Annotated in this window: 12 protein-coding genes and 1 riboswitch; of the genes, 8 read left to right on the forward strand and 4 right to left on the reverse strand. The window is 69.8% G+C overall.

Annotated elements, in window-relative coordinates:
- Positions 1-18: 18 nt before the first annotated feature.
- Positions 19-675, reverse strand: a complete 657-nt coding sequence (locus ACX80N_RS05340) for a peptide deformylase (RefSeq protein WP_459338583.1) — start codon at positions 673-675, stop codon at positions 19-21.
- 167 nt (positions 676-842) lie between these two features.
- Between ACX80N_RS05340 and ACX80N_RS05345 the strand changes: the two genes are divergently transcribed.
- Positions 843-3,242: an ATP-binding cassette domain-containing protein gene (locus ACX80N_RS05345; RefSeq protein WP_459338584.1), complete on the forward strand. Its 2,400-nt coding sequence runs from the start codon at positions 843-845 to the stop codon at positions 3,240-3,242.
- A gap of 66 nt (positions 3,243-3,308) precedes the next feature.
- Here ACX80N_RS05345 and ACX80N_RS05350 read toward each other — a convergent pair whose 3' ends face one another.
- Together ACX80N_RS05350 and ACX80N_RS05355 are read right to left on the reverse strand one after the other, a co-directional pair.
- Positions 3,309-4,481: an ATP-binding protein gene (locus ACX80N_RS05350; protein ID WP_105030610.1), complete on the reverse strand. Its 1,173-nt coding sequence runs from the start codon at positions 4,479-4,481 to the stop codon at positions 3,309-3,311.
- Between the two features lie 413 nt (positions 4,482-4,894).
- Positions 4,895-5,107, reverse strand: coding sequence for a hypothetical protein (locus tag ACX80N_RS05355; protein WP_105030609.1), 213 nt, complete (start codon positions 5,105-5,107; stop codon positions 4,895-4,897).
- 303 nt (positions 5,108-5,410) lie between these two features.
- Here ACX80N_RS05355 and ACX80N_RS05360 point away from each other — a divergent pair, with 303 nt between their 5' ends.
- Together ACX80N_RS05360 and ACX80N_RS05365 are read left to right on the forward strand one after the other, a co-directional pair.
- Complete coding sequence (locus ACX80N_RS05360) at positions 5,411-6,313, forward strand: diacylglycerol/lipid kinase family protein (protein ID WP_105030608.1); 903 nt, start codon at positions 5,411-5,413, stop codon at positions 6,311-6,313.
- Positions 6,314-6,348: 35 nt separating this feature from the next.
- Positions 6,349-6,777: a VOC family protein gene (locus ACX80N_RS05365; RefSeq protein ID WP_105030607.1), complete on the forward strand. Its 429-nt coding sequence runs from the start codon at positions 6,349-6,351 to the stop codon at positions 6,775-6,777.
- Between the two features lie 81 nt (positions 6,778-6,858).
- On the opposite strand, the gene ACX80N_RS05370 is transcribed toward ACX80N_RS05365, so the two are convergent.
- Positions 6,859-8,379, reverse strand: a complete 1,521-nt coding sequence (locus ACX80N_RS05370) for a CYTH and CHAD domain-containing protein (protein ID WP_459338585.1) — start codon at positions 8,377-8,379, stop codon at positions 6,859-6,861.
- A 155-nt stretch (positions 8,380-8,534) separates the two neighbouring features.
- A riboswitch (SAM riboswitch) is annotated at positions 8,535-8,663 on the forward strand.
- Between the two features lie 177 nt (positions 8,664-8,840).
- Here ACX80N_RS05370 and ACX80N_RS05375 point away from each other — a divergent pair.
- The 5 genes from ACX80N_RS05375 to ACX80N_RS05395 are packed head-to-tail and all read left to right on the forward strand — an operon-like array spanning position 8,841 to position 15,470.
- On the forward strand, positions 8,841-10,451 hold the full coding sequence (locus ACX80N_RS05375) for an ABC transporter substrate-binding protein (protein WP_459338586.1): 1,611 nt from the start codon (positions 8,841-8,843) through the stop codon (positions 10,449-10,451).
- Complete coding sequence (locus ACX80N_RS05380) at positions 10,452-11,384, forward strand: ABC transporter permease (protein WP_459338587.1); 933 nt, start codon at positions 10,452-10,454, stop codon at positions 11,382-11,384.
- Positions 11,381-12,292, forward strand: a complete 912-nt coding sequence (locus tag ACX80N_RS05385; RefSeq protein WP_459338588.1) for an ABC transporter permease — start codon at positions 11,381-11,383, stop codon at positions 12,290-12,292. The genes ACX80N_RS05380 and ACX80N_RS05385 overlap by 4 nt, the downstream gene beginning before the upstream one ends.
- Positions 12,289-14,019, forward strand: coding sequence for a dipeptide ABC transporter ATP-binding protein (locus ACX80N_RS05390; protein ID WP_459338589.1), 1,731 nt, complete (start codon positions 12,289-12,291; stop codon positions 14,017-14,019). The genes ACX80N_RS05385 and ACX80N_RS05390 overlap by 4 nt, the downstream gene beginning before the upstream one ends.
- On the forward strand, positions 14,016-15,470 hold the full coding sequence (locus ACX80N_RS05395; RefSeq protein WP_459338590.1) for an LLM class flavin-dependent oxidoreductase: 1,455 nt from the start codon (positions 14,016-14,018) through the stop codon (positions 15,468-15,470). Before ACX80N_RS05390 ends, ACX80N_RS05395 begins: the two co-directional genes overlap by 4 nt.
- Positions 15,471-15,476: the final 6 nt, after the last annotated feature.

The following is a 15,476-nucleotide window of genomic DNA, read 5'->3' on the forward strand; positions in this document are numbered from 1 at the left end:
CGCACGGCGTGGCGGGGCTCAGAAACCGAGGCCCCGCCGCGCGTCGTCGACGGTAGGCTGCGCCCACCGGGGATGCTCCTGGTCAGCGCTGAGGGACCGCAGGACCGCCCTGTCCAGGTACAGCTGCCCGTTCAGGTGGTCGGTCTCGTGCTGGACGATCCGGGCCGGCCAGCCCTTGAAGCCCTCCGTGACGGTGACGCCGTCGGGCCGTGTGTAGGTGGCGGTGATGCTCGCGGGGCGCTCGACGACGGCCTGGTAGCCGGGAACGGAGAGGCAACCCTCGTAGAACGAGGCCACGCTCCCGTCCGCGGCTTCGTAGCGGGGGTTGATGATCACCGTGAAGGGCAGGGGAGTGCGGGCCCGTGCCGCCGCGACCTCCGGGTCCTGGACGCCCTGATCCTCCAGCACGGCGATCCTCAGGGGAATGCCAATCTGCGGTGCGGCGAGGCCCACGCCCGGGGCCTCGTGCATCACCCGGCGCATCGTGGAGATCAGGTGCCCCAGGACGGCGTCGTCGAGCTGCCCCTCGAAGTCCTGCGCAGGCCGGCGCAGCACGGGGTCGCCCGCGCGTACGATCGCCGGCAGGTCCTGCGCCAGCACGGCACCCACCAGCTCCACGAGGGCCGCGGGGGGCTGGTTGGAACGGAGGTGGTTGCCCGGAACAGCTGACGTCATCCCTCCAGCAAAGCACAATCGCGGACAGGAACGGGCGCCCGCCCCATTGCCGGTCGCGGCACGACGACGGAGAATCAGACGTGCTGCCCGCGGCCGGTCCCGCGGCGCGGCTCCCCGAGACGGACACCGGCGGCGCGCTGAGGCGGCCCCCGAAGGATGGAGGCACCATGAGCACGGCCACGACGGACGCGCAACAGGCGGGGGCAGAGGGAGCGGCGCACGTTGCGGACAGCCACGACCTCATCCGGGTCCAGGGCGCACGGGAGAACAACCTCAAGGACATCACGATCGACATCCCGAAGCGCCGACTGTCGGTCTTCACAGGCGTCTCGGGGTCGGGCAAGAGCTCGCTGGTCTTCGACACCATCGCCGCCGAGTCGCAGCGCATGATCAACGAGACGTACAGCGCCTTCCTGCAGGGGTTCATGCCGCCACTCGCCCGGCCCGAGGTGGACGTCCTCGAGGGGCTCACGACGGCGATCATCGTGGACCAGGAACGCATGGGCGCCAACCCGCGCTCCACCGTGGGCACCGCCACCGACGTCAACGCCATGCTGCGGATCGTGTTCTCGCGCCTGGGCCGGCCGCAGATCGGGCCCCCGCAGGCCTTCTCCTTCAACGTCGCCTCGGTCAGCGGGGCCGGTGCCGTCACGATCGAACGCGGCGGCACCACCGTCAAGGAGCGCCGCAGCTTCACCGTGACCGGTGGCATGTGCCCGCGGTGCGAGGGCATGGGGTCCGTGACGGACATGGACCTCACGCAGCTCTACGACGACACGAAGTCCCTCAACGCCGGAGCGCTGACCATCCCCGGCTACAGCATGGAGGGCTGGTACGGCCGGATCTACAGCGCCACGGGCTTCTTCGACGCCGACAAGCCCATCCGGGACTTCACGAAGCGGGAGCTGCAGGACCTGCTCTACAAGGAGCCGACCAAGATCAAGGTGGATGGCATCAACATCACCTACGAGGGCCTCATCCCGAAGATCCAGAAGTCCATGCTGTCCAAGGACCGCGAGGCGATGCAGCCGCACATCCGCGCGTTCGTGGACCGGGCCGTCACCTTCACCACCTGCCCGGACTGCGACGGGACGCGCCTCAGCGAGGCTGCACGGTCCTCGAAGGTCGCCGGGATCAGCATCGCCGACGCCTGCGCCCTGCAGATCAGCGACCTCGCGGTTTGGGTGCGGGGGCTGCGTGAGCCGTCGGTCGCGCCGCTGCTGACCGCACTGGGGGAGACCCTTGACTCCTTCGTGGAGATCGGGCTCGGTTATCTCAGCCTCGACCGCCCGTCGGGCACACTGTCGGGCGGCGAGTCCCAGCGGACCAAGATGATCCGTCATCTCGGGTCGTCCCTGACGGACATCACCTACGTCTTCGACGAGCCGACGATCGGGCTGCACCCGCATGACATCCAGCGCATGAACGACCTGCTGCTGCGCCTGCGGGACAAGGGCAACACGGTGCTCGTGGTGGAGCACAAGCCCGAGATGATCGCGATCGCCGACCATGCGGTGGACCTCGGCCCGGGCGCAGGGACGGCGGGCGGCACGGTGTGCTTCGAGGGAACCGTGGAGGGGCTGCGGCGCAGCGGAACCCTGACGGGCAGGCACCTCGACGACCGGGCTGCCCTGAAGGCCTCCGTGCGCCCGCCCCGGGGGGAGCTGGAGATCAGGGGAGCCACCTCCCACAATGTGCGCGACGTCGACGTCGACATCCCGCTCGGCGTCCTGTGCGTGGTTACGGGCGTGGCCGGATCCGGCAAGAGCTCGCTGATCCACGGCTCCGTGTCGCCCCGGGAGGGCGTGGTCGCAGTGGACCAGACGGCCATCAAGGGCTCCCGGCGCAGCAACCCGGCTACCTACACCGGGATGCTCGAGTCCATCCGCAAGGCGTTCGCGAAGGCCAACGGGGTCAAGCCCGCCCTGTTCAGCGCCAACTCGGAGGGTGCGTGCCCCACCTGCAACGGCGCCGGCGTCATCTTCACGGACCTGGCCATGATGGCGGGCGTCGCGACGACCTGCGAGGTGTGCGGCGGCAAGCGCTTCATGGCCGAGGTGCTGGAGTACAGGCTCGGCGGCAAGGACATCAGCGAGGTCCTTGCGATGCCCGTTACCGAGGCCACCGGGTTCTTCGGGGCCGGCGAGGCGAGGGTGCCGGCCGCCCACGCGATCCTCGGCCGCCTGTCCGACGTCGGACTCGGGTATCTCAGCCTCGGGCAGCCCCTGACCACCCTGTCCGGCGGCGAGCGTCAACGCCTCAAGCTCGCCACGCACATGGGGGAGAAGGGCGGCATCCTGGTCCTCGACGAGCCCACGGCCGGGCTGCACCTGGCCGACGTCGAGAACCTGCTCGGCCTGCTGGACCGGCTCGTGGACGCCGGCAAGTCGGTGATCGTCATCGAGCACCACCAGGCCGTCATGGCGCATGCGGACTGGATCATCGACATCGGGCCGGGCGCGGGACACGACGGCGGCAAGGTCGTCTTCGAGGGGACCCCGGCGGATCTCGTGGCGTCGCGGTCCACGCTGACCGGCCGGCACCTCGCCGAGTACGTGGGCGCGTGACCCGCACCTCCGCCTCGTCCCGGTTCGGGATCCCGCCCGCGGTAGGACCGGGTGGGCCGCTCGCGTCTAGTCGTCGTGCTGGCGGAGGATGAAGGCGGCCATCCCCGGCACGGTGAAGGCCACCCGCCCGTATTCGGGGGAGTAGATGATGCCCTTGCTGATGAGCTGCGCCCTGGCCGGGCCCAGTGCCGTCATCTTCACACCGAGCCGCTCGGCGATCCGGCTGGTGCTCGATCCCGCGTCCCCGTCGTGCGCCATCGCCTTCAGGTAGCCGCGCTCCCTGCGGGTGGCCCGCCCCCAGCGGGAGGAGAAGAAGCCGGCGTCGAGCTGGCTGCGACCGATCGCGACCGCGACCTCGGCATCCTCCTCCGTGAACGGCGTGCCGGGGGACGCGTCCCAGATCGCCTTCCCGAACTCCTGGATGAAGTAGGGATACCGCCCGGAGGCATCGAGCAGGGTCCCCAGGGCGCTCGCGGAGAACTCAGCACCCATCTCCCTGGCCGGTCGGGTCAGCGCATAGGCGGCATCGTCGTCGTCGAGCGGACCGATCGTGCGGTAGGTGAACAACCTCTCGGCGTAGGTCCTGGCCTCACTGAGCGTCGTGGGGAGATTGGGCAGGCCGGCGCCGATGATGTAGAACGGCCAGCCCCGCTGACCGGCTGCGTGCTGCACGGTGATGAGGGCGGTGAGCAGTTCGTGGTCGAGGTCCTGCATCTCGTCGATGAAGACCGCGAACGCGCTCCTGTCGGCCTTCAGCGCGAGCGACACGTCCTCGACCAGCTCCTCGAGGTCGATGTCGATGGTGCCCGAGTTCGCCCGGTCGGAGCCCAGGTCCAGCTCCGCCTTGATGCCCGGGACTCCGAGGGCGACGTTGAACGACTGTATGGTCCCGAAGGCCTGCCGGAGGCGGTCCTTGCCCGACGGTCCGTTGTACCGGCGGGCGGCCGAGGTGAGTTCCCGCGCGAATTTCTCCCGTACCTCCGTGAAACCCTGGGCCTCGGGCTTGCCCTCGAGCCAGATGGTGAACCAGCCATGGTTGTCCGCATGGGCCCGGAGGTAGTTGAGGAGCACCGTCTTGCCGACACCGCGGAGGCCGGACAGCACCATGCCCCGGTTCGGGAGATCGCGCTGAGTGCGTGCGACGATGAGGTCGAACGCGTCGATCTCCCTCTGGCGGCCTCCCATGACGCGCGGCGGCAGTCCTGATCCGGGGTTGTACGGGTTCAGTTCCAGGTGCATGTAGGGAAATATACGTGGTTATAGCGAAATCTGTATAACCCCTTAGAGGTTCGTAGTCATCGCACACAGCCACCCTGAAACCGACCGAGCAGACCGGCGGAATGGTACATCCGGGCGCCGCCAGGCGTATGACTGTGGCCCTGTAGCGCCGCGCCTGTCGGTGTCCCGCGCTGCACGGCGCGGGCGCAGGTGGGCGGGACATCCACCGGCGGACGTCGGCTCTCGGTCCTGCTCAGAGGGATCGCGCAGCACGCGCTTTTCCCGATCCTCAGGTGCCACGTCGGAGGGACCCGTATGGACGCCGCGATGCCCCTTCCAGAGCCGCAGCGAATCGCCGATAATCTACATTATGTCAGGTAGCGGGTTTCCGCCCCTCCTCCACTGTCTTGGAAACGCTGCCGGTCCGCCGTTCGTCAGCTGTTCTCGGTCCGGACAGGACTGTCGTCGATCTCCTCCAGAACGGGAGAATCCTCGTCCAGCACATCGGTGTCCTCCGCCGGTGGCGCATCTGCCGGCGCGGGACCGTCGCCGTCGGCGTCCGGCAACGTGCTGTGACCCGCCAGGGATGTCGAGAGCTCTTCGTCAGCGGTTTCGTCATGGGGCGGGCGTGCGGCGGATTCGTTCACGATGGATCTTCCTGTAGGGGTTGCCGGGTCCTCCGGCTGGCCCGGGAGGATCGTGCGCTGTGCGCACCCTCCCCCGGATGGTCCCACCGTAGTGCTGTTCACGCCGCCGGGACATGGGGCCCACCGGCGCTCGGGGGTCTTGACGCAGCGACGATTCCGGCTGCCACTGCGGCTGCCGGGTGCACTCCGTCGGAATCGGGCAGAAATATTGGGGCGAGCCGGGGCTACTTATAATAAGCGTGCTTACTTATGCTGGGAGCTGCCGCTTCATACGAGAGTCAGCAACCACCGAAGGTACAGGCCATGGAATCACCCCGCAGGTTCGACGCGATCACGATCATCTTCAACCCCAACAGCACCGGGGACGCCCCGACGCTTGCAGAGGAGCTCCGGAACGAGCTGGCGCCCGCGCTGCCCGAGACCGATGTGCGGCTGACGCCCACCGAGCATGCGGGTCACGCCATCGATCTCGCGCGGGAGGCTGCGTCCGCAGGGAACGCGCTCGTGGTGTCCGTCAGTGGCGACGGCGGATACAACGAGGTGGTCAACGGTGTCATGGCCAGCGGGCGGGACGACGTCGTGAGCGCCGTCCTGGCGGCCGGCAATGCGAACGACCACAGTCGCGTCACGGGACGCAAGCCCCTGGGCGAGGCGATCGTGGAGGGCAACGTGCGCAGGATCGACCTGCTCCGCATCAGCATCGGCGGAACGGACGCCGTGCCCGCTGCCGATCCCGTGTACGCGCACTCGTACATCGGATTCGGCCTGACACCGATCATGGCGATCGACCTCGAGAAGGGCAGCAAGGGTGCCATGAAGGAGATGTTCTCCGTGGTGAGGACCTTCCGCAAGTTCAAGCCCTTCGAGATCCGGCAGAGCGACGGCAAGCGCCGGAAGTTCGACAGCCTCGTGTTCGCGAACATCTCCCAGATGGCGAAGTACGCGACCCTCAGCGAAGCCGACGACCACCCCGCCGACGGGAAGTTCGAGGTCATCACCTTCCCGCACATGGCCAAGTGGAAGATCCTCCTGACCGCCCTGCGTGCCTCCACGAAGGGCCTGGGCGACCAGCCGAGCTACAGCCAGTACCGGTTCTCGACGCTGAAGCCCCTCCCCTACCAGATCGACGGCGAGGTCAAGGACGTCGCCGCCGGGACGGACATCACGATCGACAGCGTCCGCCAGGCGCTGGCCATCCTCGGCTGATCGACCCGCATCCGGGCAGCGCGTAGGCTCTCGCCATGGAGCAGCAACTGCACTTCATCACGCTTGCCACGCACGACCTCGACGACGCGCGGTCCTTCTACCAGGACGGGCTGGGATGGTCGCCGGCGCTGGACGTCCCCGACGAGGTGATCTTCTACCAGGTGGCACCCGGGCTCCTGCTCGGCCTGTTCCGCGCCGACAAGTTCGCCGAGGACCTCGGACTCGGGACGGCGCCCGCGCCGTCCGGCGTCACCCTGTCCCACAACGTCGGCAGCCGCGAGGAGGTGCACGACGTCGTCGCTGCCATGGCGCGTGCCGGCGGCGTCCTGCTCAAGGAGCCCCAGGAGAGCGCCTTCGGCGGCATCTTCCATGCCGCCGTGCGCGACCCGAACAAAATCGTCTGGGAGATCGCGCACAACCCGGGCTGGCACGTCCTGGACGACGGCACGGTCTCCATCAGCTGATACTCGGTGCGGGCGCCTCGTGCGTGGTGCGAGGGTCGCCCGCGACTCCCCGGCGCCGGTCCCGTTCGCCGGTGTGCGTCGCTACTTCTTCTTCAGCGGCGTCGGGAAGTACTCCCATTCAGCGCGGAAACGTGCCTCGGCGTCCAGGGCCGCCACCTGTTCGAGGGCGTGCAGGCGGCCGTAGCTGAAGCCGTTCCCACCCTGCTGGGTGGCCGAGGCACCGAGCCGCCGCAGCAGGTCCCGGGTCACCACGCTGTCCTGGTGCTCGCCGAGGATCTTCTGGAGCCCCTGGGCCGCCTCGGCGATCCGCACCACCTTCTTCCGCCCGATCGGTGTGGCAGCCTCGGCCGCGTAGCGCACCCGTTTGGCGACCTTGCGCGCCTCGTGCAGGGCAGGATGGTCACCGAGCCCCGCGGGGTGGTTCCTCGCCTCGTGGACGACCGCCCGGAGCCGCTTCAGGTCGCGGTTGATCAAGGCAGGGAGCACCCGGTCCGCCGGGTCGGCCGCTCGCGGAGCAAGTGCCGGAGCGGCCAGGAGGGAATCGAGCGCGTCCAGCAGGCGGAAGTAACGTTGTCCGTCGAGCGCCCGGAGGACCTTGGCGTGGGCCTTCCTGTAGCCGCCTCCCAGTTCCACCTCGACGGTGCGCTCCACCGGACCCAGCAGGAGGTCGGCCGGTTCACCGGCGAGCATCTCCCTGAGCCGTGCGTGCATCACCTGTGCGTCGCGCGCCGTGCCGAGGACCCCGGCCAGCCACTTCAGCTCCCCGCGCAGGAGGCGCACGGCGTCGGCGTCGTGCAGCAGGCTCCGGTAGGTCGCGAGCACCGATCGCGTCCGGCGCAGCGCGACCCTCATTCGGTGGATCGCGTCCTGTGCGTCGAGCCGCACCTGGGGGTCCTGCTGCTTCAGCGCCCGCACCTGCTCGTCGAGGTAGGCGACCAGGACCGCTCCGGCAGTGCCACCCGGCGTCACCGCGGCAACCCCGTCGACCGCGGCAGGAACCGCTCCGCCCAGGGCGCGTGCGAGCTTGGAGCCGTGAGCGGCAGGGGTGCCCCCCGCGGTGGCGATCACGGACTCGCCGGCGTCCAGCAGGTCCCTCGACCCGTCCACCAGCTCGACCTCCCATTCACGCCACTGCCGTCCGGACGATGCGGGGTGGAGCGCCTCGGCCTGCACATGGTCGTCCATGAGGTCGGCGAGGACCTCACCGCCGGTCCCTCGCAGGCGGTGGACGATCCGCCGCGTGCTCAGCCGGGCCACCGGCACCAGGGCGGCACCCCGGATGTGCACGCGGACCAACCCGAGGAGGGCCTTGGGCACGCCCTTCGAGCTCCCGCGCAACGGCTTCCTGTATTCGTGGCGCTCCTCCGGCCCGGCCGGGAGCTTCAGGTGCCATCCCGCGTCCTCGCCGCCCGTTCGCCGTCGCAGCGTGATCCGGTGGGAGGCGAGCCGCAGGTCCTCGGTGTCGTAGTACTCGGCCTCGAGGAGGTGCTCCACCGGCTGGTCCACGCTCCCGACGCCGGGGAGGTCCATCAGGGACGGGAGCGGGGTGTCGTTCTCGACGTCGAACTTCCGCTCGATCTCGACTTCAGGGTCCAGAGCCATACGGCACTCTATATCGCAGCCCGCGCGGCAGTCAGCACTCCCCCGCCGAGCGCCTTCTCACGGAACCATCGCCCGCGTCCGGGGATATTCGTGGTACCCGTCATATTTCTTTTCATTGACCGAACAGGAGAATCGTCTGCCTATAGTTGTTCCAGCTTCAAGAGACGCGGTCGGAAAGCTCCGACTGGACCGCGCACCAACCCCATGTTCCTGGGTGGTTCGGATGACGAAGCGGCCTTCTCCTCGGCGCTGCGGCGCCGGTCCGGTGCGGGCAAGAGCATTTCGAAAGGCACTCATCGTGAACTGCACCGCCCTCCCTTAGCAGGATCCCCCGCGCCCGTCGCGCCCATTCTCTTCTTCACCCATTTCCCGGCACGCTGTGCTGCGCCCGAACGCCCGAAGGAACTCCCATGAATGCATCCGTAATTCCGCCTGCCCGAAATCGAAACACATTCCGCGAATTGACGGCCCTTTCCGCCGTCGCCCTGCTGGCCCTGGCCACCGGCTGCGCCGGCCCGGCCGGCCCGTCCGCCGGAGCGAACGGCGAGCCCGTGGCCGGCGGCATCCTCGACGTGTCCATCTCTGCCGAGCCGGGCTGCCTCGACGGCCACGGCATCTCCGCCACGCAGCAGCAGTTCCTGGGGCGCCTGATCTACGACAACGTGGTGACCCTGGACGAGGACGGGGACATCGCCCCCTACCTCGCCGAGTCGTGGGACGTCTCCGAGGACGGCAGGACCTATACGTTCCACCTGAAACAGGGCGTCACCTTCAGCGACGGCTCCCCCTGGAACGCCGAGGTCCTCGGCCAGAACTTCGAGCACATGAGGGACCCGGCCACGAAGTCGCCCCTGGCCGCCGCCTACATCGCCCCCTACGTCGACGGCACGGTGGTCGACGAGTACACCTTCGAGGCCCACCTCGCCTACCCCTACACCCCCTTCCTCTACACGCTCGCCCAGTCCTGGCTCGGCATGAACTCGGGCAAGGCCATCACCGAATCGCCCGAGACACTGTGCCAGGAGCCCATCGGGACGGGGCCGTTCACCGTCGCCGACTACCGGCCGGGCCAGAGCATCAGCTACACCAAGCGCGAGGGCTACGACTGGGCGCCCGACTGGTTGGAGGGCGACGGCGCCGCGCTGCTCGACGGCGTCGAGGTGACCCTCGTCAGCGAGCCGGTGATCCGCCACCAGTCCCTCGCGTCCGGCCAGTACGACCTGACGGAGAACCTCGCACCCCAGAACGCCGCGGCCGTGCAGGCGGATCCCGACTTCACCTACGAGAACCTCCCCCGGACCGGCAGCCCCTACGTGCTGAGCTTCAACCTGGGCCGTGCGCCGTTCGACGACCTCGCGGTCCGCCAGGCGTTCGCCGCCGCGGTGGACACGAAGGCCGTCACGGACAGCCTCGGCTTCGGCACGTACACACCGATCGACGGCTTCCTGTCGAAGGAGAGCAAGTACTACGACCCCACCGTGGAAGGCGTCCTCGCCCACGACCCCGAGCGTGCGAACAAACTGCTCGACGACGCCGGCTGGACCGGCCGCGACGACGAGGGCTTCCGCACGAAGGACGGCAAGCGACTCGTGGTCGAGGTGCCGACCGTGGAGAGTTCGACGCCGAGTCCCCTGCTCGTGCAGCTGCAGGGAGAGGCCCGCAAGGCAGGCTTCGACCTCCAGATCATCCAGCTCCCCCAGGCCCAGCTGACCGAACTCCGCTACGCCGGTGACTACGACGCGCTGGCCGGCGTGTGGCACACGAACACCACCGACGTGCTGTTCATCCGCTACCACTCCTCCGAGATCACGGGTGAGCGGATCGGTCAGAACTCCTCCTACGTGAACGACCCCGCACTCGACGAGCTGCTCGCGACGGCCCGGAAGGCCGACGACGGACCCGAGGCCGCGGAGGCCTACGCGAAGGCCCAGCACCGGCTGCTCGAGATCGTCCCCGGCGTCCCGCTCTACGAGAACCCGAGCCAGTTCGCCTACGCGACCACGGTCCAGGGCGTCGCCGTGGACACCTCGCACCCCGTACCCGTGCTGACCTACGCGTGGAAGGCCGAGTAGGTGGCCGTGCTCCGGCGCATCCTCACGCGCCTGACCGTCGGGATCGGCGTCCTCTGGGGAGCCGCGACACTGACGTTTCTCGCGGTCTACCTCATCCCGGGTGACACGGCGCTGCTGATCCTCGGCGGTCCCGACGCCCGGCCCACCGCCGAGACGCTGGCGCAGGTGCGGGCCGACTACCTCCTCGACCAGCCGTTCATCGTGCAGTACGGCAGCTACCTGGGCAACCTGCTGCAGGGCGACCTCGGCCAGTCCTACCGGCTGCGACTGCCCGTCACGGAAGCGATCGGGCAGCAGATCGGCGCGACGGCGGCCCTCGCGGGCGCCGCCGTCGTCATCGCCCTGCCGCTCACGTTCGCGGTCGCGATCCTGTCGGCACAGCGCACCTCCTGGGTCCGGTCCATCGTCTCGGGGATCGAGGTGGTGTTCGCCGCGACGCCGACGTTCATCATCGGCTTCGCGCTGCTGATCGTCTTCTCGTTCACGCTGCGCTGGTTCCCCATCGGCGGGAACCAGGGCCCGGCCGCGCTCGTCCTCCCGGCGCTCACCCTCGCCCTGGCGGTCTTCGGGACCCTCTCGCAGGTCCTGCGCAACGAGCTCGACGACGTCCTGGAACAGCCGTTCATCCTGACGGCCCGCTCGCGCGGCATGCGCGACCTCCCGGTCAGGATCCGGCACGCCCTGCGCCACGCCGTCATCCCCGTCATGACGATGTCCGGGTTCGTCGTCGCAGCACTGCTCGGCGGGTCGGTGGTGGTCGAGACCCTCTTCAGCCGGCAGGGCATCGGCTCGCTCACCCTGGCCTCGGTCTACAACAAGGACCTGCCGGTCATCATCGGGATCGTGCTGCTCTCGGCCGCGGTCTACGTCGTCGTGAACCTCGTGATCGACCTCCTGTACACGCTCATCGACCCGAAAGTGGTGACGGCATGAGCATCGCCTCACGCACCATCCCGGCGGCCGTCGCCCCGTTGGCCTCACTCCCCGCACAGCCGTCAGCCCTTCAGGGTCCCGAGAGGGCGCGGCGGCGGCGGTGGCGCTTCCGTCCCGGCATCCTGCTCTCCTCCGCGTTCCTCCTGTGGCTCGCAGCTGCGGTCCTCGCGCCCGGCCTGCTCGCACCCGCCGACCCCTACGCGGTGGATCCGGCCCGGAGCTTCGAGGCGCCGGGCGCCGCCGCCTGGTTCGGGACGGACGACTCCGGTGCCGACAACTACACGCGCATCGTCCACGGTGCGGCGACCTCCCTGTACATCGGGATCGGCGCGACGGCCATCGGCGTGGTCGGCGGGACCGCGATCGGCCTCCTCGCAGGCCTCAACGGGAGGCTCGTCGAAGCCTCCGTGATGCGGTTCCTCGACGTCACCCTCGCCATCCCCGAGATCCTCCTCGCGCTCGTGGTCATCGGGATCATCGGCGGCGGCACGGAGAACGCCATCCTCGCGATCGGAGCCGGCAGCATCGCGTACTACGCCCGGATCACCCGGGCGCAGACGCACCTCGTCCGGCGGTCGGGCTTCGTCGAGGCCGCCCGGACCCTCGGCCTGCCGGCCTGGCGGATCCTGGTGACCCACACCCTGCCGAACGTCGTCAGGCCCGTGCTGGTCCTCGCGACCATCGGCGTCGGATCGGCCATCGGAGCGGGCGCGTCCCTGAGCTTCCTCGGACTCGGGACCCCGCCACCCGCGCCCGAATGGGGAGCCATGCTCTCCGCCGGGCGCAACTTCATCTCGAACGCGCCCTGGATGATCACGTTCCCCGCGGCCTTCCTCGTCGCCACCGTCCTGTCCATCACCGTCCTCGGGCGCGAGCTCCGCCGCCGTGCCGAAGGGAGGCTCGCATGAGCTCCACGACCCTGACTCCCCCCGTCCCGCCGATCCCGGTCGACACGCCCGTCGTCGAACTCGAGGGACTCTCCATCGCGTTCGGCCACGGCATCCACCGCCGGGAGGTCGTCCACGACCTGAGTCTGTCCATCCGGCCGGGCGAGTGCCTCGCGCTCGTCGGTGAATCGGGCTCCGGCAAGTCCGTCACCGCCAGGACCCTCGTGGGACTCACCGGCGCGGGTGCGCACGTCCGGTCCCGTACGCAGCACTTCAACGGCCAGGACGCCTCCACGTGGGGCGAACGCCAGTGGACGCGCGTCCGCGGCAGCGAGGCCGGATTCGTCCTGCAGGATGCGCTGTCATCGCTCGACTCCCTCCGCACGGTGGGTGACGAGGTGGGCGAGGTCCTGCGCCTGCACGGAGACCTCGGCCGTGCCGCACGCCGCGAGCGCGTCGTCGAACTCCTGGCCTCGGTCGGCGTGCCGGATCCCGAGATCCGGGCTGCCCAGTACCCGCACCAGCTCTCCGGCGGGCTCCGCCAGAGGGCGCTCATCGCCTCCGCGATCGCCGCGGACCCGGGCTTCCTCATCGCGGACGAGCCGACGACGGCGCTGGACGCGACGATCGCCGCGCAGGTCCTGCGCCTGCTGGGCGGTCTGAAGGGGGCCAGGACGGCGATGCTCGTGGTCAGCCATGACCTGGCCGTCGTCGCGGACCTCGCCGATCGGGTGGCGGTCATGCGAGACGGCGTGGTCGTGGAGGAGGGCAGCGTGCAGGCCGTCCTCCAGGATCCCCGCCACCCCTACACGCAGGGCCTGCTGGCGGCGATCCCCTCGCGCTCGTCGCGCGGCCGCCGTCTGACGGTCGGCGAGCCCGAGGTGCCGGCCCGGGTGCCGGCGTCGAACCCCCTCGGGTCGACGACGCGGGGCCCGGGCCCGCAGGGCGCCGCGCCGTCGCCCGTCCTGGCGCTGGAGGGCGTCAGCAAGGCGTTCCCGGGCCCCGACGGCGGTGCGCGCACGGCGGTCGACGGCGTGTCCCTCTCCCTCCCGCACGGCCGGACGCTGGGGGTCGTGGGGGAATCGGGCAGCGGCAAGAGCACCCTGGCCCGCATCGCCCTCGGAGTCGAGGACGCCGATGCCGGCGTGGTCACCGTCCACGGACGGACCTGGGCCGAGCACCGGGCGTCGCGCGATCTCGCGGCGCGGCGCTCCGTGCAGATGATCTACCAGGATCCGCTGCACTCCTTCGATCCCCGCAAGACAGTGCGGCAGGTGATCGGTCAGGCGGTGGCTGTCGCGGGTACGCCCCGGCGGGCGAGGTCCGGGCGTGTCCTCGAACTGCTCGACCTCGTGGGCCTGTCCGCCGACAAGGCCCGCAGCCGTCCCCTCGAGCTCTCCGGCGGCCAGCGGCAGCGCGTGGCGATCGCCCGCGCCCTGGCTGCCGAGCCGGAGGTCATCATCTGCGACGAACCGGTCTCCGCGCTGGACGTCTCGGTGCAGGCCCGCATCCTGGACCTCCTCGCCGACCTGCAGGAGCGCTTCGGCCTCAGCTACCTCTTCATCTCCCACGATCTCGGCGTGATCCAGCACGTCAGCCACGACGTGCTCGTGCTGAAGGACGGCGAGGTGCTCGACCACGGTCCGGTCGGGGAGGTCTTCGACCATCCCGCGCACGAGTACACCCGCCATCTCATCAGCGCCATCCCCGCGCTGCCCGCCCTGCAGAAGGAGCAGGTTCGACCATGACCCGCCAGATAGCCTTCAACCTCTTCGAGATGAACTGCGTGGGCCACATCTCCCACGGACTCTGGGTCCATCCCGAGAACAACCGCCATCGCTTCAACGACCTCGACTTCTGGACGGAGACGGCGAAGCTGCTCGAGGCCGGCCTCTTCGACAGCGTGTTCCTCGCGGACGTGATCGGCACGTACGACGGCTACCGGGGCGGCCCCGGGACGGCCCTGCGCGAGGCGGTGCAGATCCCGAGCAACGATCCCCTGCTGGTCATCCCGGCCATGGCCGCGGTGACCAGGCACCTGGGCTTCGCTGCGACCTTCTCCACGACCTACGAGCCGCCGTTCGCCTTCGCGCGGAGGGCCTCCACGCTGGACCACCTCACCAAGGGCCGCTTCGGCTGGAACATCGTGACCTCCTACCTCCCCAATGCGGCCCGCAACTTCGGCCTCGCCGACGAGGTGGAGCACGACCAGCGGTACGCGATCGCGGATGAGTACCTCGAGGTGCTCTACAAGCTGTGGGAAGGCTCCTGGGACGACGACGCCGTGATCGAGGACCGTGACCGGCGTATCTACACCGACCCGTCGAAGGTCCGCTCCATCGATCACCGGGGTCCGCACTTCTCCGTGGCCGGACCGCACCTCAGCTCGCCCTCCCTCCAGCGCACGCCCGTGCTCTTCCAGGCCGGCAGCTCCGTCGCGGGCAAGGCGTTCGCGGCGCGGCACGCCGAGGGTGTCTTCGTCGGTGGGCGTGATGCGGCGGCCTACCGGGAGAACGTGCAGGACCTCCGCCGGCTCGCCGTCGCCAACGGGCGGGGTGCCGATTCCATCAAGGCGTTCGCGAGCGCCGTCGTCATCGTCGGCAGGACATCCAAGGGGGCCCAGCGGAAGGCGGACGAGTACCGCCGCCTCTCCAGCGCCGAGGGCTACCTGGCGCACGCGGGCGGCGGCGGGATCGATCTTGCCGCCTACCGGCCGGACGAGGTGATCGACGACATCCTGGCCCGCGAGAACCGGCCCGGCCGGGACCGGCAGCCGAGCAACCGGCGCCACCCGGCGGGGACCACCGTCGGCGAGGCGCTCGAGCGCATCACGCGGTTCGACCGGGGGCCCTTCGTGGCCATCGGCACACCCACCGAGGTGGCCGACGAGATCGAGCGGTGGGTCGAGGCGACCGGCCTCGACGGATTCAACCTGCGCCAGTTCCTCACACCCGGGACCGCGGAGGACTTCATCGAACTCGTGGTCCCGGAACTGCAGAAGCGCGGCCGCTACCGCAGGTCCTACGAGGAGTCCACCCTCCGCGAGCGCCTGTTCGGTCCGGGTTCGGCCAGGCTGCCGGACCGGCACCCCGGGGCACGGTACCGCAACGGCGCCAACCTCGGCAGCGGGTCCGGGGCACCCGGCCCGGTCCCGGGCGCCGCCACCGAACCCGACGCCGTCGCCGCGTCCTACGCCTAGGAGCCC

Source organism: Arthrobacter sp. MDT2-16, from assembly GCF_054510925.1.